This window comes from Kitasatospora phosalacinea (assembly GCF_030268885.1).
In the GTDB taxonomy this organism is placed as follows: Bacteria; Actinomycetota; Actinomycetes; order Streptomycetales; family Streptomycetaceae; genus Kitasatospora; species Kitasatospora phosalacinea_C.
In genome coordinates this window covers 24783-49220 of record NZ_BSSA01000030.1, presented here as the reverse complement: position 1 = coordinate 49220, position 24438 = coordinate 24783, and the positions used below count along the sequence as shown (strand labels likewise).

At 75.0% G+C, this 24438-nt stretch carries 25 protein-coding genes; 11 read left to right on the top strand and 14 right to left on the bottom strand.

The features are described 5' to 3' along the window. Positions 1-113: 113 nt before the first annotated feature. The 5 genes from QSK52_RS31375 to QSK52_RS31355 all read left to right on the top strand — a co-directional run bounded on the left by QSK52_RS31375 (position 114) and on the right by QSK52_RS31355 (position 3570). Entirely contained in the window at positions 114-977 is an 864-nt protein-coding gene (locus QSK52_RS31375) for an AraC family transcriptional regulator (RefSeq protein WP_285739611.1), read from the top strand. Next, a complete protein-coding gene (locus QSK52_RS31370) occupies positions 974-1702 on the top strand; it encodes an AzlC family ABC transporter permease (protein WP_285739610.1) in 729 nt (242 codons plus the stop codon). The genes QSK52_RS31375 and QSK52_RS31370 overlap by 4 nt, the downstream gene beginning before the upstream one ends. Then, positions 1699-2001 (top strand): AzlD domain-containing protein, encoded by a 303-nt coding sequence (locus QSK52_RS31365; RefSeq protein ID WP_285739609.1) that lies wholly within the window; start codon positions 1699-1701, stop codon positions 1999-2001. Before QSK52_RS31370 ends, QSK52_RS31365 begins: the two co-directional genes overlap by 4 nt. A gap of 214 nt (positions 2002-2215) precedes the next feature. Next, positions 2216-2767: a DUF4240 domain-containing protein gene (locus QSK52_RS31360; RefSeq protein WP_285739608.1), complete on the top strand. Its 552-nt coding sequence runs from the start codon at positions 2216-2218 to the stop codon at positions 2765-2767. Beyond that, on the top strand, positions 2764-3570 hold the full coding sequence (locus QSK52_RS31355; RefSeq protein WP_285739607.1) for a hypothetical protein: 807 nt from the start codon (positions 2764-2766) through the stop codon (positions 3568-3570). Before QSK52_RS31360 ends, QSK52_RS31355 begins: the two co-directional genes overlap by 4 nt. Here QSK52_RS31355 and QSK52_RS31350 read toward each other — a convergent pair. After that, positions 3560-4126, bottom strand: coding sequence for a GNAT family N-acetyltransferase (locus QSK52_RS31350; RefSeq protein ID WP_285739606.1), 567 nt, complete (start codon positions 4124-4126; stop codon positions 3560-3562). The two genes, QSK52_RS31355 and QSK52_RS31350, sit on opposite strands and share 11 nt — an antisense overlap. Before the next feature lie 107 nt (positions 4127-4233). On the opposite strand from QSK52_RS31350, the gene QSK52_RS31345 reads away from it, so the two are divergent. Then, positions 4234-4662 carry a nuclear transport factor 2 family protein gene (locus QSK52_RS31345; RefSeq protein ID WP_285739605.1) on the top strand — a complete coding sequence of 143 codons (429 nt, stop codon included), beginning with the start codon at positions 4234-4236 and terminating at the stop codon, positions 4660-4662. Between the two features lie 17 nt (positions 4663-4679). Here QSK52_RS31345 and QSK52_RS31340 read toward each other — a convergent pair whose 3' ends face one another. Together QSK52_RS31340 and QSK52_RS31335 are read right to left on the bottom strand one after the other, a co-directional pair. After that, on the bottom strand, positions 4680-6110 hold the full coding sequence (locus QSK52_RS31340) for an MFS transporter (RefSeq protein ID WP_285739604.1): 1431 nt from the start codon (positions 6108-6110) through the stop codon (positions 4680-4682). Positions 6111-6198: 88 nt separating this feature from the next. After that, positions 6199-6651 carry a MarR family winged helix-turn-helix transcriptional regulator gene (locus tag QSK52_RS31335; RefSeq protein WP_285739603.1) on the bottom strand — a complete coding sequence of 151 codons (453 nt, stop codon included), beginning with the start codon at positions 6649-6651 and terminating at the stop codon, positions 6199-6201. 255 nt (positions 6652-6906) lie between these two features. Here QSK52_RS31335 and QSK52_RS31330 point away from each other — a divergent pair, with 255 nt between their 5' ends. Continuing rightward, the gene (locus tag QSK52_RS31330; protein ID WP_285739658.1) at positions 6907-7677 is read left to right on the top strand and encodes an alpha/beta hydrolase; all 771 of its coding nucleotides are present in this window, start codon (positions 6907-6909) and stop codon (positions 7675-7677) included. A gap of 167 nt (positions 7678-7844) precedes the next feature. Here the strand turns inward: QSK52_RS31330 and QSK52_RS31325 are convergent, their stop codons facing one another. The 5 genes from QSK52_RS31325 to QSK52_RS31305 all read right to left on the bottom strand — a co-directional run bounded on the left by QSK52_RS31325 (position 7845) and on the right by QSK52_RS31305 (position 13526). Continuing rightward, entirely contained in the window at positions 7845-8438 is a 594-nt protein-coding gene (locus QSK52_RS31325) for a hypothetical protein (RefSeq protein WP_285739602.1), read from the bottom strand. Between the two features lie 300 nt (positions 8439-8738). Then, positions 8739-9503 (bottom strand): DUF4239 domain-containing protein, encoded by a 765-nt coding sequence (locus tag QSK52_RS31320; RefSeq protein ID WP_285739601.1) that lies wholly within the window; start codon positions 9501-9503, stop codon positions 8739-8741. A gap of 107 nt (positions 9504-9610) precedes the next feature. Further along, complete coding sequence (locus QSK52_RS31315; RefSeq protein WP_285739600.1) at positions 9611-10450, bottom strand: hypothetical protein; 840 nt, start codon at positions 10448-10450, stop codon at positions 9611-9613. A 321-nt stretch (positions 10451-10771) separates the two neighbouring features. Further along, positions 10772-12178: a family 2B encapsulin nanocompartment shell protein gene (locus QSK52_RS31310; protein WP_285739599.1), complete on the bottom strand. Its 1407-nt coding sequence runs from the start codon at positions 12176-12178 to the stop codon at positions 10772-10774. A 466-nt stretch (positions 12179-12644) separates the two neighbouring features. Then, positions 12645-13526 carry a patatin-like phospholipase family protein gene (locus tag QSK52_RS31305; RefSeq protein ID WP_285739598.1) on the bottom strand — a complete coding sequence of 294 codons (882 nt, stop codon included), beginning with the start codon at positions 13524-13526 and terminating at the stop codon, positions 12645-12647. Positions 13527-13736: 210 nt separating this feature from the next. Here QSK52_RS31305 and QSK52_RS31300 point away from each other — a divergent pair, with 210 nt between their 5' ends. Further along, entirely contained in the window at positions 13737-14816 is a 1080-nt protein-coding gene (locus QSK52_RS31300; protein WP_285739597.1) for a hypothetical protein, read from the top strand. An 86-nt stretch (positions 14817-14902) separates the two neighbouring features. Here the strand turns inward: QSK52_RS31300 and QSK52_RS31295 are convergent, their stop codons facing one another. Continuing rightward, positions 14903-15847: an esterase/lipase family protein gene (locus tag QSK52_RS31295; RefSeq protein WP_435053408.1), complete on the bottom strand. Its 945-nt coding sequence runs from the start codon at positions 15845-15847 to the stop codon at positions 14903-14905. 534 nt (positions 15848-16381) lie between these two features. On the opposite strand from QSK52_RS31295, the gene QSK52_RS31290 reads away from it, so the two are divergent. Continuing rightward, the gene (locus tag QSK52_RS31290) at positions 16382-17464 is read left to right on the top strand and encodes a helix-turn-helix domain-containing protein (protein ID WP_285739595.1); all 1083 of its coding nucleotides are present in this window, start codon (positions 16382-16384) and stop codon (positions 17462-17464) included. A gap of 34 nt (positions 17465-17498) precedes the next feature. On the opposite strand, the gene QSK52_RS31285 is transcribed toward QSK52_RS31290, so the two are convergent. After that, the gene (locus QSK52_RS31285) at positions 17499-18704 is read right to left on the bottom strand and encodes an FAD-dependent oxidoreductase (RefSeq protein WP_285739594.1); all 1206 of its coding nucleotides are present in this window, start codon (positions 18702-18704) and stop codon (positions 17499-17501) included. Positions 18705-18847: 143 nt separating this feature from the next. Between QSK52_RS31285 and QSK52_RS31280 the strand changes: the two genes are divergently transcribed. After that, the gene (locus QSK52_RS31280) at positions 18848-19612 is read left to right on the top strand and encodes a TetR/AcrR family transcriptional regulator (protein ID WP_285739593.1); all 765 of its coding nucleotides are present in this window, start codon (positions 18848-18850) and stop codon (positions 19610-19612) included. 167 nt (positions 19613-19779) lie between these two features. Then, a complete protein-coding gene (locus tag QSK52_RS31275) occupies positions 19780-20577 on the top strand; it encodes a DUF1963 domain-containing protein (RefSeq protein WP_285739592.1) in 798 nt (265 codons plus the stop codon). 11 nt (positions 20578-20588) lie between these two features. On the opposite strand, the gene QSK52_RS31270 is transcribed toward QSK52_RS31275, so the two are convergent. The 4 genes from QSK52_RS31270 to QSK52_RS31255 all read right to left on the bottom strand — a co-directional run bounded on the left by QSK52_RS31270 (position 20589) and on the right by QSK52_RS31255 (position 24398). Further along, a complete protein-coding gene (locus QSK52_RS31270; RefSeq protein WP_285739591.1) occupies positions 20589-20909 on the bottom strand; it encodes a hypothetical protein in 321 nt (106 codons plus the stop codon). 17 nt (positions 20910-20926) lie between these two features. Beyond that, a complete protein-coding gene (locus QSK52_RS31265; protein ID WP_285739590.1) occupies positions 20927-21835 on the bottom strand; it encodes a hypothetical protein in 909 nt (302 codons plus the stop codon). Between the two features lie 309 nt (positions 21836-22144). Then, entirely contained in the window at positions 22145-22591 is a 447-nt protein-coding gene (locus QSK52_RS31260; RefSeq protein WP_285739589.1) for a MarR family winged helix-turn-helix transcriptional regulator, read from the bottom strand. 34 nt (positions 22592-22625) lie between these two features. Next, positions 22626-24398: an MFS transporter gene (locus QSK52_RS31255; protein ID WP_285739588.1), complete on the bottom strand. Its 1773-nt coding sequence runs from the start codon at positions 24396-24398 to the stop codon at positions 22626-22628. Between the last annotated feature and the right edge of the window lie 40 nt (positions 24399-24438).

The window sequence follows — 24438 nt, the reverse complement described above, 5'->3', positions numbered from 1 at the left end:
CCGGCGCGGGGCCGTGACCGTCGCACGGACCGCCGGCCCCTCCTCCCGGTCCGCGGGGAGAACGGGCAGAATCGAGGCTCCGGCTCCTCCCCGCAGCAGCTCAGGTAACCGCCTTGTCCGCAGAACACGCGACCTTCTCCGTCCACCGGGCGCTCCCGCAGGTGGAGCTCCTGGACGCCCACTACGTCGACCACGCCTTCGGTCGGCACACCCACGACACCTACGTGGTCGCGGCCATCACCGCGGGCGTGGAGGAGTTCCACTACGGCGGCGGGATCGAGCGGGCCGGTGCGGGGACGGTCGCGCTCGTCAACCCGGAGGTGGTGGTGACCGGTCACGCCGGGGTGCCGGAGGGCTGGGGCTACCGCGTGCTCTACCCCGCGGTGGAGAGCGTGCTCGACGTCGCCGCCGACCTGCGGCCGGTCGGTGCCGGTACGCCCGCCTTCACCACCGCCGTCGCCCACGACGACGAGCTGGCCCGGCTGGTCCACGCGGTGCACGGGGCCGTCGGGCGGGACGACGCGCTGGCCGCCTCCACCGCCTTCCGGCTGCTGGTGGCGCGCCTGCTGCGCACCCACGCCGCGCCCCGCACCGCCCAGCGGGTGGGCTCCGCCGGGGCGCTCGCCGTGGTCCGGGCCCGCGAACTGCTCCGGGCCCGGCTCGTCGACCCGCCCGGCCTGGAGGAGCTGGCCGCGGCGGTCGGTGCCCGGCCCTTCCCGCTGCTGCGCGCCTTCCGCGACGCCCACGGGCTGCCGCCGCACGCCTGGCTGAACCAGCAGCGGGTGGCCGCGGCCCGGTCGCTGCTGCGTCGCGGCGTGCCGCCGGCCGAGGTGGCCGTCGCGGTCGGCTTCGTCGACCAGGCGCACCTGTCACGCCACTTCCGCCGCAGCGTCGGCGTCCCGCCGGGTGCCTACCGCCGGGCGGTGCAGGAACGTACAAGACCCCCGCGGCCCGCTCCCGGCACCGTGGGGGCATGACAGTCACCACTCAACCGTCCTGCGCCGACGGGCGCGCGGCCCGGCCCGCCCGGGCGGTGCTCCGGGACTCCCTCACCGTCGGGGTCGGCGTCGGGGTCTCCGGGGTCGCCTTCGGTGCGGCCGGGGCCGGTGCCCACCTGACGGTGGCCCAGACCTGTGCGCTCAGCCTGCTGGTCTTCACCGGGGCCAGCCAGTTCGCGCTGGTCGCCGCGCTCGCGGCGGGCGCCGCTCCGGTCGCCGCCGTGGCCGGGGCGCTCTTCCTCGGCATCCGCAACGCCTTCTACGGGATGCGGCTGGCCGAGCGGCTGCGGCTGCCGGTCGCGCTGCGTCCGCTGGCCGCTCAGCTCGTCATCGACGAGACCGCCGCCGTGACCCTCGCCCAGCCGGACCGGCGGGCCGCGCGCCTCGGCTTCACCGCCACCGGGGTCTGCCTGTTCGCGCTGTGGAACCTGACCACCCTGCTCGGCGCGCTCGGCGCGGGCGCCGTGGGAGATCCGGCCCGCTACGGGCTGGACGCCGCCGGACCGGCCGTCTTCCTGGCCCTGCTGGCGCCCCGGCTGCGCGATCCGCGCGAGCGCCGGGTGGCCGTCGCCGCGGTGGTGCTGGTCCTGGCGGGGACGCCGCTGCTGCCCACGGGCGTTCCGGTGCTGCTGGCGCTGGCGGCCGTGCCGCTGGCCGCCGTGCCGCTGGTCGGCCCGGCGGGGCGGGGGAGGTCGGGCCGGTGACCGTCTGGATCGCGGTGCTGGCGACCGCCGCCGGTTGCTACCTGCTGAAGCTGCTGGGCCTGTGCGTCCCGGCCCGTCTGCTGGACCGTCCGGCGGTGCGCGCCTTCTCCGTGCTGGCGCCGGTGGCCCTGCTCGCCGCCCTGACGGCGCAGCAGACCCTCGCCCACGGGCACCTGCTCGGCGTCGACGCCCGGCTCGCCGGGCTGGCCGCCGCCGGGGTGGCGCTGTGGCGGCGGGCCCCGTTCCTGGTGGTGGTGCTCGCCGCGGTCGTCGTCACCGCCCTGGTCCGGCTGGCCTGAGCCGGTGGCGGCCGGTGTGCCCGGCGCGCAGCCGGGCCCGGGCGGACGACAGCAGCAGCTCCGGAGCCTGCGGACGCTCGCCGACGGGCAACTGCGCGTCCACCCGACGCGGACATCCGCGCGGACGCCGGGGGTCCTGGCCGCCCTCCCCGCCCTCGACCCCCTGCCGCCGGTCCGAGGGCGCTGTCGGCAGGGCCCGGCATGATGCCCCGTCATGGACATCGACGAGTTCTGGGCCCTGATCGAGCGGGCCCGCGTCCCGGGGGCGGACACCGGCCCCGACGAGGGCGCGGCCGTCGCCGGGCGGGCGGCCGCGCTGCTGGCGCGGCGGCCGGTCGCGGAGATCCGCGCGGCGGGCCTGCTCCTGGACGGACTGCTGGCCGACTCCTACCGCGCCCCGCTGTGGGGTGCCGCGTACCTGCTCAACGGCGGCTGTTCGGACGACGGGTTCGACTACTTCCGCGGCTGGCTGCTCGTCCAGGGCCGGGAGGTCTTCGAGCGGGTGGTGGCCGGTCCCGACCTGCTGGCCGGGCTCCCGGTGGTGCGCGCCGCCGTCGCGGCGGGGGTCGACCTCGAGTGCGAGGAGGCCCTCGGCATCGCCTGGCACGCCCACCGCGCGGCCACCGGGGCCGACCTGCCGCTGCCCGGATCGCCGGTCCGGCTACCGGATTTGGATCCGGGATGGGACTTCGGCTTCGATGACCACGACGAACTGTCCCGCCGCCTGCCCGGGTTGGCCCGACTCTGCAGCGAGGAAACCCCGTGACCGAGACGACCCTCGACACCTCCGCCGCCCCCGGACCCGCCGACGACGGCGCCGTGCCCGCCCCGGAGGACCTGGCGGCGCTGGTCGACGTGCTGCTCGCCGAGGCCGGCCCGGGCGCCGACCGCGCGGAGCTGACGGAGGCGGCCCGGGCCGCGTTCGCGGCGGAGCGTCCGCGCCCGCTGGCGGACGCCTGGTGGCTGGCGGTGCCCGGGGAGGGCTACCTGGCGGCGTTCGAGGCGCTGGGGCTGCACGACCGCGTCCCGGTGACGGTGCGCGGCGGCGAGGCCGCGCAGGGGGACGACACGAAGCGGGTGGACGGGGCGGCGGTGCACCGGGTCTTCGTGACGCCGGAGTACGCGGGCTGGCGGCTGGTCTTCGCGGAGTCGCCGCTCGGCAGTTGCGCCTGGTGGCCGACCACGGTGGTGGAGACGCTGAGCGCGGCCTGCGGGCGGGCGCAGCTGTTCTACGAGGACCCGCACGCGGACGCGATGATCTGGATCGTCGCGGAGGGCGGCTCGGTGGTGCGCTCGTACTGGCGGGCGAGCGAGCCGGAGTGGGAGGGCGAGCCGCTGCCGTGGGAGGAGGTGCTGACGGTGGACGACTTCGAGGACGAGGAGGAGTACGAGGACGCCTACCCGGAGCCGAACGCCTCCGAGGCGCAGAGCATCCACCTGGCCGCCCGTCACCTGTCGGTCGCCCCCGGCGAGATCGGCCCGGACACCCCGGTGCGCGGTCACGGCTGGCTGGCCCTGACCCGCGCCGGTGCGGGCCACCAGGGCTTCGGGGCGCCGATCAGGCTCTGACCCGCCCGTCCGTCCCACCGGTCCTGACGTAGCGCCACACCTCGCGGGGGCGCCCGTCCACCCCCTGGTGGGCGGGCCGCAGGCCGGTGCACCGGTAGCCGCCGCGTTCGGCGGTGCGGATCGAGCCGACGTTGCCCGGCTCCACGGACAACTCGATCCCGGGCAGGGCGAGTTCGTCGAGCGCCCAGTCGGTGACGGCGCGCAGCGCGGCCGTGGCGGCGCCCCGGCGGCGGGCCGTCGGGACGACCCAGTAGCCGACGGTCGCCCAGCCGCGCAGCGGGAGTTCGCCCACCCAGAGGCCGACGTCGCCGACCGCCCGGCCCGCGGGGTCGACGATCACGAAGGGGTAGCCCGTCCCGATCTCGGTCCGGCGCCACTGGCGTTGCAGGTACGCCGCCGCGGCGGCCGCGCTGTACGGGCTCGGCACGGTGGTGGTCAGCGGGATGTACGGGTCGGTCGCCGCCTCCCGGAGCAGCTCGGCGTCCTGCGGGCTCCAGCGGCGCAGCCGGAAGCCGTGCGCGGCCGGGAGTTCCGGCACCGTCCTGGGCAGTGGCACGCCCACCATCCTGCCGCACCGGCCCCCCGGATTCCCCGACCTCCCCGCCTCGTCCGGTAGTAGGCTCGTCGGCGCACCAACCACCCCACCCTTCCCGGGAGTTCACCATGACCACGTCCGAAGCCCCGCTCGACCCGAGCCCGCGGGGTGTGCTGGCGCGCTACCGCCGGGCGGTGCTGGCGCTGGACGCGGACGCCCTCGCGGACCTGTACGCGCCGGACGCCGTGCACGAGTTCCCGTTCCGCTTCCCGGGGTTCCCGGAGCGCTACGAGGGCCGGGAGGCGGTGCGCGCGGGGTACGCGGCGGCGTGGGGGGCGAGCCCGGCCCGGCCGACCGAGGTGGTGGAGACGGCGCTGCACGCGTCGACCGATCCGGAGGTGCTGGTGGTCGAGCAGGTCGTGCGGGGCGAGCTCGCGGGCGGCCGGGGCGCCTTCGCGGTGCCGGGGCTGCTGGTGCTGCGGGTCCGGGACGGGCTGGTCGTGCACGTCCGCGACTACATGGACGGCCTGGCCGTCTCGGGCGCACGCCCGAGCTGAACCGCGGTTCCCGCCGTTCAGGCCCGGGCGGCGGCCGCGGGGGCGCGCAGGGTCCGCAGGGCGCGGTCGAAGGCGGTCAGCAGCAGGAACAGCACGGCCGCGCCCAGCATGATCCAGGCCAGTTGGTGCATCCCGGCGGTGCCCGCGTGCGGCCCGTACGCGGCGGCGGTCGCGGCGGAGGCGACCATCGAGCCGAGGTAGGCGAAGGTGCGCAGCAGCCCGGCGGAGGAGCCGGTGCGGGCCGGGTCGGACTGCAGGTAGACGGAGTTCTGCAGGGCCAGCCCGTTGGCGCCCTGCGGGACGCCGAACAGCACGGCCAGCACCAGCAGCACCCACAGCGGGCTGTGCACGCCGAGGGCGAGCATCAGCAGGCAGGCGGCGATCTGCCCGGCCGCGCCGACCAGCAGGGTGGCCCGGATGCCGCCGCGGCGCCCGGCCAGGACGGAGACGCCGATGCCGACCAGGAAGGTCGGCGCCTGCACCAGCCCGGCCTGCAGCGGCGACAGGCCGAAGCCCTCCTCGGTCCACTGCGCGAAGCCGTACAGGAAGGCGTAGGCGACGACGTACGCGGCCAGGGCGCGGGCGTAGGTGGCGAGCAGCGGGGCGTTGCCGCCGAGCACCTTGACGTCGATGAACGGCTGTTCGGCGCGGCGTTCGCGGGCGGTGAAGGCGACGGCGGCGGCGAGGGTGAGCAGCGGCAGGTACCAGCGGTCGGGGTGCGGGTGCATCAGGAACAGCAGCAGCGAGAGCAGCAGGGCCGCGAACAGCGCCATCCCGGGCAGGTCGATCCGGCGCAGCGGGCCGGGGCCGGTGGCGGAACGTTCCTGCGGTGGCGTCCTGGGCAGGCGCAGGGCACCGAGGGTGAGGGCGAGCACCGACAGCGGGACGTTCAGCGCGAAGGTGGCGCGCCAGCCGCCGAGACCGGTGAGCAGTCCGCCGAGCAGCGGGCCGACCACGGCCACGGTCTGGTTGGCGACGGCCAGCAGGGTGAGCACCCCGGCGGGACTGTCCTGTCCGGTGCGCCGGGACTCGGCGCGCAGCAGGGCCATCGCGGCCGGGTAGCCCGCGCAGGTGCCGAAGCCGAGGACGACGCGGGCGGCGATCAGCGTCCCGAGGTCGGGGGCGAGCGTGCCGACCACCCCGGCCACGCCGACCAGGCCGGTGCCGACCAGGAACAGCCGCCGCGGCCCGAACAGGTCGATCAGCCGCCCCACCACGGGCTGCCCGAGCGCGGTGGCCAGGTACAGCGCGGACACCAGCCAGGCCGTCTGCGCGGGCGAGGCGCCGAGCGCGGCGCCGATCGGGACGAGCGCGACGGCGATGACGGTGGAGTTGATCGGGTTGAGGACGGAGCCGATCACCATCGGGGGGACGAGTCGGCGGTCGAGCGCGGGCGCCCCGGCCCGCTGCTGTCCGGGGGCGGTCACGGCGGTCGTGCGGTCGGTCATGGTGCTTCCGGTCTGCCGTTCGGCGGTCGGGGAGGCCGCGGTCGGCGGTCGGGGTCGGGGAGGTGCCGGTGGGGGCCCGGCCGGGCCGTCAGTCCTGGACGAGGCGTTCGAGGACGGCCATCGCGGCGATCACGGTCTGCCGCTCCTCCTCGGTGCACTTGCGCTGGAGTTCCGCGGCCAGCCACTCGCCGCGGGCCCGGCGGCCCTCCTCGCCGCGGCGCCGCCCCTCGGGGGTGAGCACGATCAGCATGCGACGGCCGTCCTCGGGGTCGCGGCTGCGTTCGACCAGTCCCTGGGCGGCCAGGGTGGCGATGGTGGTGGCCATCGACTGGTGGCGCATCCCCTCGGCGACGGCGAGGTCGCTGGTGGTCAGGCCCTGGCCCTCGCTGTCCAGCAGCCGTCCCACGGTGGACGCCTGGGTGAGGGTGAAGTCCCCCGTTCCGGCCGCGGCCCGGAGCCGGCGGCGCAGCTTGCCGATCACCGACCGCACCTGCTGCGAGGCGCGCAGGGCGGACGGTGCGGGCTCGGACTCTTCGCTCATGGTCCCCACCCTAGGTTTCCACCCGTCGAATGTACAGTTTCCCTGTAGATCTACTCCGGCCTCCGGCCGGAGAAATCGTTTGGCGCGGCACCGCGACCACTGCTACCTTTCCGGTGGCCGTGCGACAGACCTGGGAGGTGGTACCCGTGAACGCAGTATCGACATGGGTGCTCCCCGCTGGGGCCACGGTCGGGCGGTAGGTCGCCCGGGAGCGCCGTTCCACGCGCTTTCCCGAAAGGCACCACTGCCGTGCACCTGCACTTCACCTCCGAGCAGCAGCTCGACGACGGCGTCCTCGAACGCGAGTTCACCCTCGACGGGATCCCCGGCGTCCTGTGGACGCCCGCCTCCGCGAGCCCGTCCGCCCCCGTGCCGCCGATCCTGCTCGGCCTCCCCCCGCTCGGCCTGCACCGGATGCGGCCCCGGCTCGCGGAGCGGGCCCGGCACGCCGCCGCGGACGGCTTCGCCTCGGCCTGCATCGAGCTCCCCGGCAGCGGCGAGCGCCCCCGCGTCCCGGCCCTCGACGAGGCCCGGGCCGAGCTGCGCCGCACCATGGAGGCGGGCGAGCCGGTCGGCCCGGAGCTCGTCGACGCCCTGGTCCTCCCGCTCGTCGACCTCGCCGTCCCGGAGCACCGGGCCGCCCTGGACGCGCTGCTGGCGCTGCCGGACATCGACGGCCCGGTCGGCTACTCGGGCGGCGTGATCGCCGTCGGCGTCCGCCTCGCGCTCGTCGAGCCGCGGATCGCGGCCGCCGCGCTCTTCGCCGGGAGCTTCGTCCCGCGCCGCACCTTCGAGGAGGCCCGCCAGGTCACCGTCCCGCTGCACGTGCTGCTGCAGTGGGACGACGAGGGCAACGACCGCCGGACCTCGCTGGACCTGTTCGACGCCTTCGGCTCCCCGGAGAAGTGCCTGAACGCCAACATGGGCGGCCACACCGGCGTCCCCCCGCACGCCGGGGACGCGGCGGCGCGCTTCTTCACCCGCCACCTGAAGCGGCCCCGGCCGGAGCAGCCGCAGCCGGAGTAGCCCGGGCGCCGCGGCGGCCCGGAGCACCATCCGTCCCGGGCCGCCGCGGGCCGCCGCGCACCCGGCACGTCCGGCCCGCCGGTCGTCCGTCAGAGCGCCCGCCCGAAGACCGGCTTGACCTCGTCCAGGATCCCGCGCAGCCGGGCCGCGCCCCGGGCGGGGGCGGCTCAGGGCAGGGCCACACCGTACTCGGCCAGGTCGCCGCGGAGTTCCTCGCGGTCGGTGCGGGCGAGCTGCCCGCCGGTGAAGTGCTGGTCGGCGGTGAGTTCGGCGATGCAGCCGGGGGGCGGGACGAACGTTTCTGCGTCCTCGGCGTTCTCGAACTCGGCCTCGGCCAGCACCAGTCCGCGCAGCGGCCCCTCGAAGACGTCCACCCCGAGCGGGGGCACGCTCAGCCGGGTCTTGGTCAGTTCGGGGCCGGGCAGCGCCGCCAGCAGGCGGGCGTACTCCTCCTCGGAGAGGTACAGATTGGTGATCAGGCCCTGGACGGCGCCGGGCGTGCCCGGCGGGGCGGGCAGCTTCTGGGTGAGCTTGTACGTGCACTCGCCGGTGTCGAGCCGCTCGGCCCGGCGCAGGCGCAGCCGGGTGCCGTCCACGTAGCGGTCGGTGATCCGGCGGGCGACGGTGACGCTGCCGGGGGCGGGCACCCGGTCGAGCAGGAAGCGGCGCTCCCGTTCGACCCGGGCGTACTTGCCCTCCGTCAGCCCGCACACCGCCGGGCCCGCCGACTCCTCACCGGACGCCGCCGGACCTGATGTCACCGGACCGCACACCGCCGGACCGGATGCCTGGTGCTCCCCCATGACGTGCTTCCCCCTTGCGCTCTCCCCCGTCGTGCCCGCGCCACCGCCGCCCGGGGCGGCGGCCCGCACGGGCTCCCCGTCGGCCGCCCGCACCAGGACCCCCGTCGGCACGGCAGGCGGCTCCCTCCAGAGTAGTGCGCGAACCGCTTCGGCACGGCCAGCCCGGCCGAATGTTCCGCCAGCCCTCTCAATTCCGTTCATCGGACGGACAGTTGGCGCGCAGGAACGATCAGTGGCCGATCGGCGGCCGGACGGCGGTCAGCCACCGAGGAAGGGGAACAGGTTGAGGAACGGCTCGGTGGTGACCGACATGCCGCGCCCGAACGGGTCGTCGAAGTCCCAGATCAGGAAGAGCAGGAACCCGAACAGCGCACTGAACGTGCCCGCCAGGACGAGTTCGCGCGGCGAGCGGCGGATCTGCAGGGCGAACAGCATGCCGATGGTGATCACCGCGCCGATGCCGAGACCGAACCAGACCACTCCGGGCATGGTCGGACCGACGTTGCCCCCACGGGAGTTGCGGGCCTCGTCGGCCGCGGCGACCTTGTCCATCATCGACTGGTACGCCTGCGCCTCGATGTCGTTCTGCGGCGCCCGCGCGGCCACGTCGGTGCGCAGCTTGGCGAGCAGGTCGGTGCCCTCGGGGCTGATCTCCCCCTCGGTGCGCATGTAGTGCCACTCGGTGTTCACCACGAACGAGACGTAGGCGTCGACGTCCTTGTCGACCACGGCCCGGTAGTCGGCGGGGAACACCTCGGCGCGGGCGCTGACCTCGTGCAGCGCCTGGGCCTCGCGCTGCACGTCGTCCTGCGCGGCGGAGCGGGACTCCCAGACGCCCGCGATGGCCAGGCCCAGCACGATCGCGTAGACCACGCCGATCATCATGGTGATGTACTCGATGACGTCGGGCGTCTCCGAGGTGTCCTCGTCCTCGTCGGCCCTGCGGTTCCTCAGCAGCACGACCGCGACGACGACCAGGCACGCCCCGACCATCGCGAGGGCGAGTGCCAGCCATTCGGACATGACGGATCCTCTCCTGAACTGTCCAGTGGATGAAGGGTTTTCCCGGTTCTCCTGAACGCCCCGCGGGGCCCGCGGGGCGGCACTGCCCGCCCGACGCGGGGCCGGGGTCAGGAGCGGCCGCGGCGTCCGGCGCCGCCGGACTTCCCGCGCGGGCGCAGCGCGGCGGCTGCCAGCACGGCGGGGACGGTGACCACCAGCATCCGGGTGGTCGCCGGGGTGGTGTGGTGCTTGGGCGCGTCGGCGTGCACCGGGGGCGGCGGCAGGTGGACGCTCGCCGCGGGCGCGGGCCGGGCGGGTGTGGGGCTCGGCGCGGGCGTCGTCGGTGCGGGGCTGGTGGCCGGGGCCGGTGGCGGCACCGCACTGGGGGTGGGCCGGGCCGGGGTGGGCGTCGGCGTCGGTTTCGGCGTCGGTTTCGGCGAAGGCGTGGGTGTCGGCGTGGGGGTGGGCGCCGGCCTGGGGGTCGGCTTCGGCGAAGGCGTCGGCGCGGGCGTGGGGGTGGGGGTGGGCTTCGGGGTCGGCGAGGGCGTCGGTGTGGGCGTGGGCGTCGGGTGGCAGTGGTGGTCGTGCCCGTACCCGTGGCCGTTCCCGTGGCTGTCGTGCCCCTTGCCGCCGCCCTGCGGGTGGAGCGGGACGTCGGCCCCGCCGCCCGCGTCCACCTCGATGTGCACCCCGGGCGCGTCCACCGAGGTGTGCACCTCGACGCAGATGTCGAGCCGGTGGTCGCCGCCGCCGCGCGCGGCGGACGCGGCCTGGGTGGCGCCGGTGAGCACCGCACAGACCACGGCGACGCCGGCCAGGGCGGTGGCGGTGCGGGCACCGCGCCGCACCTGCGGGCCCCGGGTGCCGACCCGGGCACCGACCCGGGCCCGGACGAGGGCGCGGGCCCGGGCGGGTAAGGCCGGGGCCCCCGTTCTGCCGTCCGCTGACGGACGGTCGTTGCGCTGCATGGGCGTGGTCCATCCTTCCAGTGGCCGTGGGCAGTCGTCGACGTGCTGCGCGCCCCGCTCCGGATCCGGCCGGTTGCGGCTGGCTCCGACCGATCCGGTTCGGTTCGGGCCCGGTCGGTTCCGGCCCGTCCGATTCGGACACGGCTGAACCGGCCGGAGCGCAGTCGAGGGCGCGTCGGAGGACCGGGCCGTTCCGCCTGCAGTGCCAGTGCCGTGGGGCGAGCTGCAGAAACGGATCGGCATGATCAATCCGACGCACCCTCAACGTGGTGCGCCGCCGTTTGGTTACGGCCGGCGGCGGCCGTCGTCGCGCGGCGCCGGTCAGCGGTGCGCGATCTCCACGTTCTCCAGCACGCCGAGCGCGTCCGGGACGAGGATGGCGGCCGAGTAGTAGGCGGTGACCAGGTAGTTGATCACGGCCTTCTCGTCGATGCCCATGAAGCGGACCGACAGGCTGGGCTGGTACTCGTCCGGGATGCCGGTCTGGTGCAGGCCGATGACGCCCTGGTTGTCCTCGCCGGTGCGCAGCACCAGGATGGAGCTGGTGTTCTCCGGGGTGATCGGGATCTTGTTGCAGGGCAGAATCGGGACGCCGCGCCAGGCCGGAACCTTGTGCCCCTGGAGGTCGACGGTGTCGGGGTACAGGCCGCGGGCGTTGAACTCCCGGCCGAGGGCGGCGATGGTCTTCGGGTGGGCGAGGAAGAACTCGGAGTCGCGGCGGCGGCTGAGCAGCTCGTCGAGGTCGTCGGGGGTGGCCGGGCCGGAGTGGGTCTGGATGCGCTGGTTGAAGGCGCAGTTGGAGAGCAGGCCGAACTCGCGGTTGTTGATCAGCTCGTGCTCCTGGCGCTCGCGCAGCGCCTCCACGGTGAGCTTGAGCTGCTGCTCGATCTGGTTCATCGGCTGGTTGTACAGGTCCGCGACCCGGGAGTGGACGCGGAGCACGGTCTGCGCGATGGAGAGCTCGTACTCGCGCGGCTTGAGCTCGTAGTCGACGAACGCGGTGGGCAGCAGGTGCTCGCCCTGGTGGCCGGCCGACATGGCGATCTCGGCCTCGCCGAGCTCGTTCTGCCGCTGCAGCGGGAGGCTGGCGAAGTCGCGGATGTGGGCCTGCAGGCTCTCGGACTGGGCGAGCACCGCCTCGAAGTCGGCCCGGGCGAGGGTCAGCAGGGTGCCCGCGGTCTTGGCGGTGGCGGTGTAGTCCCAGGTGGCGTCGGCGTCCAGCAGGGCGTTCTCGCCGAAGCGGTCGCCGTCACCGAGCACGCCGACCACGGCGTCGTCGCCGTACTTGCCGGTGGAGACCTGGTTGATCTTGCCGTGCGCGACCAGGTGGATCTTGTCGGACGGGGTGCCGCGCTCGACCAGCACCTCACCGACCCGGAAGTCGCGCTGCTGGCAGCGGTCGGCCAGGGCGGTGAGCACCTCGTCGTCCTCGTAGCCGCGCAGCAGGGCGAGTTCGCCGAGCTCCCGGGGGATGACCCGGACGTCGCCGCCGGTCTGGATGAACTCGATCCGACCGTCGCCGACGGTGTAGGTCAGTCGGCGGTTGACCCGGTAGGTGCCGCCGGAGGTCTGCGTCCACGGGAGCATCCGCAGCAGCCAGCGGGAGGTGATCTCCTGCATCTGCGGCGCGGACTTGGTCGTGGTGGCCAGGTTGCGGGCCGCGGCGGTGGTGAGGCTGGTCTGCTGGCGCTGCGCCTGCTGAGTCTCCGGGCTGCTGTCCACGGACATCGGGCCGGGCTCTCCTTCGTCTCGCACGGAATCTGACGGACCGTCAGATCAGTGAACGTGTTGGGGCATTGCGGGGTGCCGGTGGGGCGATCGGGCAGAGGGAAAGAAGGGGGAAAGTGTCGGCGGGGTTCGGAAGGGCGCTGTCACCGCGCTCCCCGGCCGCCTCCGGAACACTAGATCGTTCCGGCCGCGAGATCGCCCGTGCAGCCCCGCGTGCACCCGATTAGGTGAACCTTGGCCCGTGGAGGATTGGGGGCGCCGAAACCGTGTCGAGCGTGGCTGTCGCCCTTGGGCCGGTGGTGGCCCGCGCCGCTGCCGCCCCGGGGCCGGGCGCGCGAACGCCCCCGGCGGGCGGGGGCGTTCGGGAGTGCGGGAGGGGCGCGTGTCGGCGGACCCTTCGCCGTCGTCCGCCGGGCGCGCCGGGGCCTTCGCCGTCGTCCGCCGGGCGCGCGGGGTGGTGCGGCGGTCAGCCGACGGCGTCCTGCCGGGTGCGCTGCAGGCCCTCCAGGAACGCGGAGGCGGCGTCGTAGCCGAGTGCGATCCGCCGCCGGACGGTCTCCAGTTCGGCACGGGTGGAGGCCACCGGTCCGCGTCCGGCCTTCACCAGTTCGTCCTCGCCGCTGGGCAGCACGTGCACGGTGACCCCGGGCCGGTGCCGGGCGATCTCGGACTCCACGGCCGCCCGTCGGGTCACCTCGAACGCGACGTGCGCGAGCTGCCAGGGCATCCGGGGCAGCGCGAGCTGCGCATCGGTCTGCCGGATGCGCAGCGCGTACACGGTGGTCGCCCCGAGCGAGGCCGCGACGCCGACCGGCAGCGAGTCGATCAGCCCGCCGTCCAGGTAGTGCTCGCCGTCGATCTCCACCGGCGGGAACAGGCCGGGCACGCAGCAGGACGCCAGCAGCGCCGGGATCAGCGGCCCGTGGTCGAAGTAGTGCGCCTCGGCCCGCTCGATCGAGGAGGCCGGGCAGACGAACGGGAGCTTGAGGTCCTCGATCCGGCTGTGCGGGGCGAAGTGGTTGAGCAGCATCCGGTGGGCGGCGTCCTCCGAGGTGAGGCCGGCCCGCACGTGCCGGACGTTGGAGAGGAACGCCCGCAGGGACGGCTTCATCACCTTCATGCTGATGAACTCCATCCACAGCTCGGTCAGTTCGGCGACCACCGAGATGGTGGGGTTCTTCGCCAGGATGGCGCCCTGCACCGAGCCGATCGAGGTGCCGACCACGATGTCGGGGGTGATCCCGGCCTCCAGCAGCGCCCGCACCATGCCGACCTGGTTGCCGCCCCGGTCACCGCCGCCGCCGAGCACGAACGCGACCTTGCCCTGTCCGTCCAACAGACCGTCCATCGATTCGCCACCTGTCTCCGGGGCCGCCCCGGGGTCCGTACCCCCCGCGCGCCCGACGGGCCCGCAATGGCCATCGTCCGGTCCGGTTTCCGGCCTCCGCAACCGCTCCCACCTGCACCTTCGCCCGTCCGCGGCACCCTCGCCCCGATCGGTCCAGCGGAGTGGATCTTCGGCTGGCCGGGGGCCCGGCGGCGTGAGAGGTCTTGTGCCATGCACAGGACTCCGCCCTCCCCGGGGCTCTCCCGGGCTGCCCGGCTGCGGGCCGGCGCGCTCGCCGCGGCCGGGGACGCCCTCGCCCTCGGCGCCCTGACGGTGCTGCTGCTCCTCCTCGCCCCGCTGCTGCTCCTGCTCGGCCTGCTCCGGCCGCTGCTGCCCGTCCGCGCCCGGGCCGCCGTCCGCCTCCCGCTGGTGTGGGCCGCGTACCTGGCCGGGTTCTCGCTGACCGCGCTGGCCGGTTCGCTGCGGCTGCGGGCCCACCGGGCCGGGCCGGAGGCCTGGCAGTTGCTCACCGTCCGGGCCGGGCGCCGCTTCCGGCGGCTCGCCGAGCGCTGGACCGGCCTGCGCTTCCGGATCGAGCTGCCCGACCCGCCGCCGGACCCCGGGCGGCCGGTGGTGGTGCTGGCCCGGCACGCGGGCATCCTCAACACCCAGCTCGCCCTCGTCGCGGTCTCCGCCGTGCTCGGCCGCAGCCCGCGCGGCATCGCCAAGCGCTGCGTCGCCCTGGAGCCCGGACTGCGGGCGCTGCTGCGCGGCGTGCCGCTCGTGCTGTTCCGCTGGAACCGCGCCGGGCGGGCCGCCGCGCTCGGCGAACTCACCGAGCAGGGAAGGGCGTTGGGCCCCGGAGAGGCGTTCTGGCTGTACCCGGAGGGCACCAACTACAGCGCGGCCCGGCGGGCCGGTTCGATCGCCAGGCTGCGCGCCCGCGGGCAGCACGCGCTGGCCGAGCGGGCCGAGGCGATGCCGCACCTGCTCCCGCCGCACCTGCCGGGCGCGCGGGCGGTGCTGGCCGCCGTGGACCCGTCCGCCGTGGTGCTGGTGTGCGGGCACACCGGCCCGGAGCGGCTGCTGCCCTGGATGCTCGGCCCCGGCTACGGCCCCGGCCCCGGCGACCTGGTCCGGCTGCGCTGGTGGAGCTACCGGCTCGACCAACTGCCCACCGGTCCGGAGGAGTTCGCGGACTGGCTGTACGGGAGCTGGGAGCAGCTCGACGCCTGGATCGCCGACGCCGCGGGCCCGGCCGCCCGGCCGTCCCGCCACCGTCGCCGCACCGGGGACCTCGACCCGGCCTGAGCGGCGCCCGTCCTCGGTGGGGTCCGGTCCCCGAGCCGCCGGACCCCACCGCCGCGGCCGCCGCCGCGCCGACCGCCGCCGCCGCGCTACAGCAGCGGCCCCGTCACCGGCAGCACCACCTGGCAGGGCACCGCCCGCGGGTGCGCCGGGTCCAACGCGTTCAGCACGTCCGTGAGCGCGACCGGGTCGTAGCCGATCTCCAGGTGGTCGGTGGCGTCCAGCGGGCACTGGTCCTGCACCAGGATGTTGGTGACGTGCGGCCCCGCGGGGAGGAAGGAGTTGGTGTACGGGGTGACCACCTCGTCGTACCTGGTGGCGATCACGGTGTACTCGACGCCGGGGACGGTGGCGCCCCCGGCGTTCAGCTCGGTGAGGAACGGCGAGCCGATCTCCTGCTCCACGCAGGCCGGGCAGGGGCCGCCCAGGAGGTCGTTGGCGGGCTCCAGGATGCGCAGCTGGCGGCCGAGTTCGGTGATGCCGTCCAGGGTGGTGCCGTAGTTGCTGGGGGCCAGGGCGACCAGCCTGCCGACCTTGGCGGCGCCGCCGAGGTGCTTCAGGTAGTAGCGGGGCAGCATGCCGCCCTGCGAGTGGCCGACCAGGTCGGCCTTCGCGGCGCCGGTCGCGGCCAGCACCCGGTCGACGAAGGCGGCCAGCGTCCTCGCCCCGTCGGCGATCGGTCCGGTGCCCTGGACCGGTGAACCGGCGGACGGGCCGCCGTAGTTGAAGGAGTAGACGCAGTACCCCTGGTTGGCCAGCAGCGGGGCCGCGCCGCCCCAGTTGTCGTTCTGGTTCTCCAGCGTGCCGTGCACCAGCACCACCGGGTCCGGGTGCGCCGCGGACGGTCGGCAGGACCAGTCGTTGGCGCCGTCCGGGCTGGAGCCGGGGAAGAAGAAGCCCTTCACGAAGCCGACGGAGAAGTGGGTCTCCACCGGTCGGGTCCCGGCCGCCGCCGCGGGTTCCGCCCCGGCGGCCAGGAGCCCCGTGACCGCGAGCGCCGCGAGTACCGCCGTCCGTACGCCGTTCCTCCGCATTCCGCACACCTTCCGCATCGTCGTCCGCGTCCCTCGTCCGCTCCGCACCCGGAATTCCCCGGGTGTTCCCCGACTTTCTCCGGGTCGCCACGAAGCTAGGAGCGGCCTGACGGGTCGTCAACACGCGGCGCAAGCGGCTCCGGAAAGTCCACCCGAAAGTGCCAGGAATTCCTTCCCCCCTCCGACGGAACTGTCATCCGCGTCAGCGTTTCCACCCGCGGCGGCCGTCGTACGGGCCCGCAAGCTTGCGTCGAACCTATTGACCGGCGGGTAACCCGGACGCATACTCCCCTTGCCCGTCCTGGCGCGCACCGGTGCCTTCCGGCTCGCGCCGGGCGTCGGCCGGACGGATTATCGCTACCCCGAGGAGCGGAATTGGGCGGACCGTGGGAAGGGCTTCCACGTGATTTCTCCACCGAACTCAGAGCCGAGCAGCAATCCCTCGCGTCCGAGATCATCCGGGAGATCAGGTCAGCCGTCCCGGAATTCTCCCGACCGCTCTCCGGGCAATTCGGCGCCGGAATCCAGCAGGGGGTGGAGACCGCGCTCGCCGAGTTCACCGACCGGGTCGCCGGGCTGCCCTCGCCCGGCCCGCGCCAGCTGCGGGTGTACCGGTCGCTCGGCCGCGGCGAACTCTCCGAGGGCCGCAGCCTGGACGCCCTGCAGGCCGCGTTCCGGCTCGGTGCCCGGATCGCCTGGCGCCGGTACGCCCGGGTGGCCCGCCGCCGCGGGCTGGCCGCGGAGCAACTGGTCACCCTCGCCGAGGCGGTGTTCGCGCACATCGACGAGGTGGCCGCGGCCAGCGTCCAGGGCTACGTGGACGCCCGCACCGACCGGGCCGGGGCGCTCGGCCGGGCCCGGCAGCGGCTGCACGACCTGCTGCTGGCGGGCGCCGACCCGGCCGAACTCGCCGCCGCCGCCCGCCTCGCGGACTGGCCGCTGCCCGCGCAGGTCGCCGCCGTCTCGCTCGACCCGCGCCCCGCCGCCGCGCCCCGCCCGCCGGGACCGTCCGGTCCGTCCGGTCCGTCCGGTCCGCCCCCGGCCCGGCTGCCCGACCGCGTCCTGGCGGGGCTGGACGTCCCGCAGCCGCACCTGCTGCTGCCCGACCCCGCCACCGCGCTCGCCGACCCGCAGCTCGCGGCCGCCCTGCACGGGCGCGGCGCCGTGATCGGCCCGGCCGTGCCGCCCGCCCTCGCCGCGCAGTCGCTGCGCTGGGCCCGCCTGGTCCGGGCCGCGCTGCCCGAACCGCCGCAGCGCCCGGTCGACTGCCGCGAGCGCTACGCGGACCTGCTGCTGCTCACCGACCCGGCCCTGGTCCGACTGATCGCCGAACGCCGTCTGGCGCCGCTGGCCCCGCTCACCCCCAAGCAGCGCGAGCGCCTCGCCGCCACCCTGCTCGCCTGGCTGCAGACCGGCCGCGGCACCGCCCCCGAGGTCGCCGCCCGCCTCGGCATCCACCCGCAGACCGCCCGCCAGCGGCTGCACCGCGTCCACCGCCTCTTCGGGCCCGCCCTGGCCTCCCCCGACACCCGCCTCGAACTGGAGATCGCCCTGCGCGCCACCGCCCCCTCCCCCTCGGCACCCGGAGCGGCCCCCACCCCCGCCTGGACGACCTGACCGGCGCCCGGTCCGGCCGAGCGCGGTCGCGGCGTTACGCGCCCGGCCGCGTCTCGCCCCGGAAGAACGCGGCGATGCCGGGGCCGCCCGCCGGGGAGGTGATCATCGCCAGGATCCGGGCCGACTCGTCGGCGACCCCGGCGGTGCGGGTGAACATCTCCTCCTCGTAGGCCCGCAGGGCGGCGTCGGGGTCGGCGGGGGTGGCGGCGAGGGCGGTGGCCAGTTCCAGGGCGTCGCGCATCGCGGCGTTGGCGCCGTGGCCGACCGGGGGCATCAGGTGGGCGGCGTCGCCGAGCAGGGTGAGGCCGGGGCGGTGCGGCCAGCGCAGGCCGACCGGGAGGGCGGTCAGGGCGCGCGGGGTGAGCGGGCCGGCGCAGGCGGCGGCGATCAGGGCGCGGCAGTCGGGCGTCCAGTCGGCGAACAGCGGGAGCAGCGCGGCCCGGGCCTCGTCGGGGCGGTCGAACGGGATGCCGCAGGTGGTGAGCCAGTCGGCGGCGCGGTCGGCCGGGCCGTAGAAGCTCAGGCCGATCCGGACGGAGCCGTCGCTGCAGCGCTGGGCGACCAGGGAGCGGCCGTCGCCGACCACCCAGTAGCTGCCGCGGCCGACGACGGCGGCGAGGTCGGGGTGGGTGCGGTCGATGTCGGGGACGGTGCCCTCGATCGCGTTGACGCCGAGGTGCTGCGGCACGGCGGGGGTGAGCAGCGGCCGCACCCGGGAGTTGGCGCCGTCGGCGCCGATCAGGAGCTGGTGCTCGGCCCGGCTGCCGTCGGTGAACTCCAACTGCCAGCCGCCGCCGCTGCCTTCGCCGTCCGGGGACGGGGCGGAGGCCGGGACCGGGACGGCGGTGCGCAGGGTGCGGCCCCAGGCGACGGTGCCGGGCGGGAGGGAGTCCAGCAGCAGGTCGCGCAGGTCGGCGCGGTCGATCTCGGGGCGGAGCGCGGGCGAGTCGTCCGGGGTGTCGTCGCGGTGCAGCACGGTGCCGGTGGGGTCGAGCAGCAGCATGTCCTCCCCCTCGGGCCGGGCGTGGCGGCGGAACGCCTGCGTCAGCCCGGCGGCGCGCAGGGCGCGCTGCCCGGTGTCGGCGTGCAGGTCGAGCGTGCCGCCCTGGGTGCGGGCCGTCCGCCCGCCGTCGCGTTCGTACACCGTCACGCGGGCGCTGCCGCCCGTGGTGAGCAGCCGCGCCAGGGTCAGCCCGCCCGGGCCGCCGCCGACGATCGCCACGTCCGTGGTGTGCGTCATCTTCCGTCCTCCCCTTCGTCGCTCCGTCCGATACACCGTATCGCTTCGATACACTGTATCGACAGGCTCACTCGTATCGTGTTCCCGCAGCACCGCCCGCACCGCCCCGCACTGCCCCGCACCGCCGAACGGAGACCGCCCCCATGACCCCCCGTCACGATTCCGAGCCCGACCCCGGCACCGGTTCCGGCCTGGTCTGGGAGCGCCCGGAGCCACCGGAGCGGCGGACGCCGGGGCCGCTGAGCCGGGCGCTGATCGTCGGCGCCGCGGTCGAACTGGCCGACGCGGACGGGCTGGAGGGGGTGTCGATCCGGCGGGTCGCGGCGGTGCTGGAGGTCGGCCCGATGCGGCTGTACGGGTACGTGGAGACCAAGGCCGAACTGCTGGAGCTGATGGTGGACGCGGTCTACGCCGAGATCGCCCCCGGCCCGCACGAGGCACCGCCCCCGGCCGGACCCCGGGAGTGGCGGGAGGAGTTGCGGACGCTCGCCGGGCGGCACCGGGCGGCCGTGCTGCGGCACGAGTGGTTCATCGAACTGCTCGGCGGGCGGCCGCACTTGGGCCCGAACGCGCTGGCCGCTCGGGAGGCCGCCCTGGCCGTGCTGTGGGGCGTGCCGGGCTTCGCCGGGCGACCGACCCTGGTGCAGCAGGCGGCGGGGGTGTTCCACGCCTACCTGGCGGGGCGGCTGCGGGTGGAGGTGGCGCAGCGCCGGGCGGAACGGGCGGACGGGCGCTCGAACCACGACTGGCAGGTGGCGATGGGACCGTACGTGATGCGGGTGCTGGCGGCGGGGCGGCACCCGACGATCGCGGAGGTGATGCGTTCGGCCGACCACCTGACGCCGGGCGAGTCGTTCGCGGCGGGACTGGAGATGGTGCTGGACGGGATCGCCGCCCAGGCTTGCTGATCGGAACACCGGTCCCGCCCCGAACCCGGACCTGCTCGTCTGCGACGGCCCCGGCGGTGCGACCGCGCTGGACTTCGCCACCGTCCCGGCCGTCCCCTGACCCCGCTCCCGCGGTCGACGGCCGCACCGACCGGGTTGTCGTCAGCGGGAGTTGAGAGGATGTCGGCATGGAATTCCACGACCCCGCCGACCTGCCCCGCCTCTGCGCCGAGCGCCTCGGGGAGCGGGCCGGAGCGCAGTTCGCGGCGATGGCCCGCCGCGGCTTCCGGCTGGAGACCGCCACCGACGGGGCCCCGGCCACCGGCCGGTGCCGGCTCGGCGGCCCCGCCCTGCTCGACCCGGAGACGCCCTGGCCCGCCCTCGACGGCGTCCCGCTGTCGCTGCTCGCCGTCCTCGACACCGACGCGCTCGCTCCCTGGCTCGGCGCCGAACTCCCCACCCGCCCGGGCCTGTTGAACTTCTTCCAGCTCGACCCGGACGTGTCGTACGAGGAGTACCGGAAGCTCGACACCTCCAGCCCGGAGATGTACCGCGTCGTCCCCGCCGACCCGGCCCGGGCCGTCGAGGTCCCCGCACCCGCCCCCGCTCGCAGTTACCCGGCCCGGCCCGTCCACGCGGCCGCCTCGACCATGCTGCCGGACTGCTGGGACGTCGCGGACGACGACCTCGAGTACGACACGGACCGGCACTGGGGCGCGGCCTCGCTCGTCCTCGACACCATGGACGGCTTCGACGGGAACACCGCCGGGAAGCACTGCGCGTTCGGCTGGCCGGACACCTCCTACGGGAGCTCGGTGACCTACCGCGACGCCGACGGGCCGCACGTCCACCTGCTCCAGCTCGCCGCGGACGAGGAGCTCGGCTGGGCCTGGGGCGACGCCGGGACGCTGTACTTCACCGTCCCGGCGAAGGCGTTCGCAGCGGGCGACTACGACCGGGCCGACGCCCAGGGCCACTGCGGCTGAGCCGTGCCGGCTCAGTACGCCTCGACGTGGAGCGCCCCGGTCGCGATCAGGTCGGGCTGCCCGGGGTTGGACAGCACGACCGCCACCTGGTCCTCGAAGTCCTGGTGGTCGAGCACCTGCTGCCAGGTCGTGCCGTCGCACAGCGTGGTGATCGTCGCCCTCCCCTCCCGCAGCGCCCCGGGGGAGGTGCCGATGACGGTGCCGCCCTTGTCGAGCAGGTAGGCGCGGAAGGTGCCCTCCGTGCTGTAGGCCCGGAAGGTCACCCCGACCGGCTTCTCGCCCAGCGGCCCCGCGGACACCGCCAGCCGGTTCGGGGCCTCCTGCCCGCCCACCCACTGCCCGCAGGCGGTCAGGAGCAGCAGGGACAGGACGAGTCCAGGATGTCCGGCGCCTCGGTCCGGTACAGCGTCCCGCCTTCGCCGCCCGACACGATGCCACGGGCCTGGCGGGTGCTGCTGCCGGTGATGCCGCAGGGCACCCCGTGGCCGTCGTAGTAGGGCCGCGCCCCGTCCTGGCAGACGGAGTCCCCGTCGTAGGAGTACGCCGCCGAAGTAACGGCGTACCACCTCCCCTCGGGCTGGTCGGCCTCGTCGGAGTCCGTCCCGTTGCCGTTGCAGTAGTCGGTGACGGTGGTCTGCGCGTCCCACTGCGGGTGGTCGGAGCCGGTGAACCCCGTGTAGCCGCCCCTCGAGAGGGAGGACCACGAGCCGACGCTGGGGTTGCCGTCGCCGATCGGCACGTTCCCGCCGATGAAGGCGCGGCCGTCGTTCCAACGCCGGGTGAACGGCTGGGGCGCCTCGCCCGCGGTGGCGGTGACCGGGATGCCGGAACCGTCCGGGGCGGCGGCCGCGCCGTACACCTCCAGGTGTGCGGCGTCGGAGGACCTCGCCGCCTCCGTTGTCCGGTCGAGCGAGGCGTCCAGGTCCTTCCTCGAGTACTTCGCGGTCACGTACTTGACCCGGCCGGTGTCGATCCCGGCGTGCTTCTGCTGTGCCGCGCCGGTCATCTTCCTGCTCCGAGCCCCGTCGGTTCCGTACACGATGACCTGGTTGTTCTTCCGGTCGACGGAGACACCGGTGAAAGCGTCGTCGAAGGCGCCGCGCCCCTGTTCCCCGACGGCGGCGGCGAGGTCGCGCGGCGGGGCGAGGGCCGCGGTCTCAGGATCGACCGCGGCGTTGGCGGTGACCGCGTCAACAGCGTCCTTCGCGACGGCGGAGGGCACGGCGAGGGTGAGGGCGGTGAGGGCGGCGCTGCTCACGATCGCGACACTTCGCACGACGGGGCGCACGGGAATTTCCTCCTGGACGTGGTCGCCGTGGTGACGGTCGCAGCGAGGCCGGCCGTTCGGATCGGCCCGCCGCCCGCCCTTGGGAGCGGCTTCACCGGATGGAGGAAATTCGGTCGGAACTTCTCCCGACGGGCGACGGGAAAGCCGGAATCAACGGGTCGCCCACACATGCCCGACCGGGTCCGCCCTTCCCCGGAACACGACGCTTTCGAGCGGAATCCGCGCGCCGCCGCCCCGCGGCCGTGGGGCGGCGGGGCGGCGGGGGCGGAGCGGGGGCGTTCAGCTGTCGATGGCGACCAGGCGCTCCAGGACGGGCAGGGCCGCCATCAGGGTCCGTCGCTCCTCGTCGGTGAGTTCGGCGGTGCGGCGGGCCAGCAGCTCGGAGCGGCGGCGGCGGATGTGGGCCAGCAGCTCGACGCCCTCGGGGGCGAGTTCGACCAGGGCGGAGCGTCCGTCGTTGGGATCGGGGACGCGGTTGACCAGGCGGGACTCGACCAGGGAGGCGACGGTGCGGGTGAGCGAGGGGGCGGCGACCCGTTCCAGCGCGGCGAGTTCGCCGAGCCGGACCGGGCCGTGCTCCTCGATCCGGGCCAGGGCGGACTGCTGGGCGAAGGTGAACTCCTGCCGGTCGGACGCCTGCATCAGGTGCCGGTTCAGGCGGGCGATGACCAGGCGCAGGCGCGCCACCTCCGCCGGGTCGAGCCCGCCCTCGTGCTGCTGTCCCACCGTCGAACTCCCCTGCTCCGCCGTCTCGTTCACGTCACGCTGCGCCCCGGGAGACCGAAGCGTCCCCGTCCGGGACGGTGGTCGCGCCGCTCTCGGGGCCGCCGTCGACGGTACCGGCTCGGCGGCCGCGCAGCAGCGAGGCCAGGGCGGCGACCAGCGACATCGCGATGGCGAGCGAGAAGACCACCATCAGGCCGTCGTGGAACGGGCCGGAGATCAGGTGCGGGAAGAACTCCCGTCCGGTGAGGGTCTGCGCGTTGGAGGCGGGCAGGCCGGAGAGCACCTGGGGGCCGAGCAGTTCGTGGATCGGGTTGTAGCCGAGGAAGGCAGCGAACAGCGTTCCGACCGGCGGGAGTTGGGCCACTGCGTGGGCGTCCGCGGGCGAGACGCCCTGGGCGGTGAGGCCGTCGTTGAGGGTCTGCGGGAGCGATCCGGCCAGGCCGGCCACCATCAGCGAGAAGAACACGCCGATGGAGAGCACCATGCCCGCGTTCTGGAAGGTCGCCCGCATGCCGGAGGCGGCGCCGCGGTCGGCGGCCGGGACGCTGGACATCACCAGCGCGGTGTTGGGCGCGGCGAACAGGCCGCCGCCGAGGCCGTTGAGGAACACCAGCAGGGCGAACCACACGTACCCGAAGTCGGTGGGCAGGGCCAGCAGTCCGGCGAACGAGGCGGCCATCACGACCAGGCCGCCGGCCGCGAACATCCGGGCGCCGAAGCGGTCCGAGAGGTGTCCGGCGATCGGCCCGGCGGCGAGGAAGCCGACGGTCAGCGGGACGAGGTAGATGCCCGCCCACAGCGGGGTCTGCTCGTACTCGTAGCCGTGCAGCGGCAGCCAGATGCCCTGCAGCCAGACGATCAGCATGAACTGCAGGCCGCCGCGGGCGATCGAGCCCAGCAGCGTCGCCAGGTTGCCGCCCGCGAACACCGGGTCGCGGAACAGGCGCAGCGGGAACATCGGCTCGGCGACCTTGGTCTCGATCACGCAGAACGCGACCAGCACGGCCGCGCCGCCGATCAGGCCGGCCAGCACCCAGGGGTTGGTCCAGCCCATGGTGTGGCCGCCGTACGGCTGGATGCCGTAGGTGATGCCCGCGAGCAGCGCGGTGAGGCCGACGGCGAAGGTGATGTTGCCCCACCAGTCGATCCTCCCGGGGCGGCGGACGCCGGTCTCGTGCAGCGAGCGGTAGGCCCAGACGGTGCCGATGACGCCGATCGGGACGTTGACCCAGAAGATCGACCGCCAGTTCCACTCGGCGAGGACGCCGCCGAGGACCAGGCCGATGAAGGACCCGGCGATCGCGGCGACCATGTTGACGCCGAGCGCCATGCCGCGCTGCCTGGCCGGGAAGGCGTCGGTGATGATGGCCGCGGAGTTCGCCATCAGCATCGCGCCGCCGACGGCCTGCACCACCCGCCAGCCGATCAGCCAGAGCGCGCCGCCGCCCCCGCCCATCGGGTCGAGCGAGAGGATCACCGAGGTGACGGTGAAGATCAGGAAGCCCGCGTTGTAGATCCGGACCCGGCCCCAGATGTCGCCCAGCCGTCCCAGCGTCACCACCAGCACCGCCGTGACCAGCATGTACCCCATCAGCATCCACAGCAGGTAGCTGACGTTGCCCGGCTCCAGCGGGTTGAGGTGGATGCCGTTGAAGATCGCCGGGAGCGAGATCAGCACGATCGAGGAGTTGATCGTCGCGATCAGCATGCCGAGGGTGGTGTTCGAGAGCGCCACCCACTTGTAGCGCGGGTGCTCCGCGCCGATCCACCGTTTCCTGGTGTCCTTCTCGGTGTCCACGTCCGCCATCTCCTGCCGCCCCCTGGGAGGTCGTGATGATAGTTAGCTG

Excerpts from the sequence above, each read along its gene's own strand:
- QSK52_RS31275 (WP_285739592.1), top strand. The coding sequence starts at position 19,780 with ATGGAATTCCACGACCCCGCCGACCTGCCCCGCCTCTGCGCCGAGCGC.
- QSK52_RS31295 (WP_435053408.1), bottom strand. The coding sequence starts at position 15,847 with ATGCGGAGGAACGGCGTACGGACGGCGGTACTCGCGGCGCTCGCGGTC.
- QSK52_RS31310 (WP_285739599.1), bottom strand. The coding sequence starts at position 12,178 with ATGTCCGTGGACAGCAGCCCGGAGACTCAGCAGGCGCAGCGCCAGCAG.
- QSK52_RS31305 (WP_285739598.1), bottom strand. The coding sequence starts at position 13,526 with ATGGACGGTCTGTTGGACGGACAGGGCAAGGTCGCGTTCGTGCTCGGC.
- QSK52_RS31340 (WP_285739604.1), bottom strand. The coding sequence starts at position 6,110 with ATGACCGACCGCACGACCGCCGTGACCGCCCCCGGACAGCAGCGGGCC.
- QSK52_RS31285 (WP_285739594.1), bottom strand. The coding sequence starts at position 18,704 with ATGACGCACACCACGGACGTGGCGATCGTCGGCGGCGGCCCGGGCGGG.
- QSK52_RS31320 (WP_285739601.1), bottom strand. The coding sequence starts at position 9,503 with ATGTCCGAATGGCTGGCACTCGCCCTCGCGATGGTCGGGGCGTGCCTG.
- QSK52_RS31370 (WP_285739610.1), top strand. The coding sequence starts at position 974 with ATGACAGTCACCACTCAACCGTCCTGCGCCGACGGGCGCGCGGCCCGG.
- QSK52_RS31300 (WP_285739597.1), top strand. The coding sequence starts at position 13,737 with ATGCACAGGACTCCGCCCTCCCCGGGGCTCTCCCGGGCTGCCCGGCTG.
- QSK52_RS31280 (WP_285739593.1), top strand. The coding sequence starts at position 18,848 with ATGACCCCCCGTCACGATTCCGAGCCCGACCCCGGCACCGGTTCCGGC.
- QSK52_RS31255 (WP_285739588.1), bottom strand. The coding sequence starts at position 24,398 with ATGGCGGACGTGGACACCGAGAAGGACACCAGGAAACGGTGGATCGGC.
- QSK52_RS31335 (WP_285739603.1), bottom strand. The coding sequence starts at position 6,651 with ATGAGCGAAGAGTCCGAGCCCGCACCGTCCGCCCTGCGCGCCTCGCAG.
- QSK52_RS31360 (WP_285739608.1), top strand. The coding sequence starts at position 2,216 with ATGGACATCGACGAGTTCTGGGCCCTGATCGAGCGGGCCCGCGTCCCG.
- QSK52_RS31315 (WP_285739600.1), bottom strand. The coding sequence starts at position 10,450 with ATGCAGCGCAACGACCGTCCGTCAGCGGACGGCAGAACGGGGGCCCCG.
- QSK52_RS31345 (WP_285739605.1), top strand. The coding sequence starts at position 4,234 with ATGACCACGTCCGAAGCCCCGCTCGACCCGAGCCCGCGGGGTGTGCTG.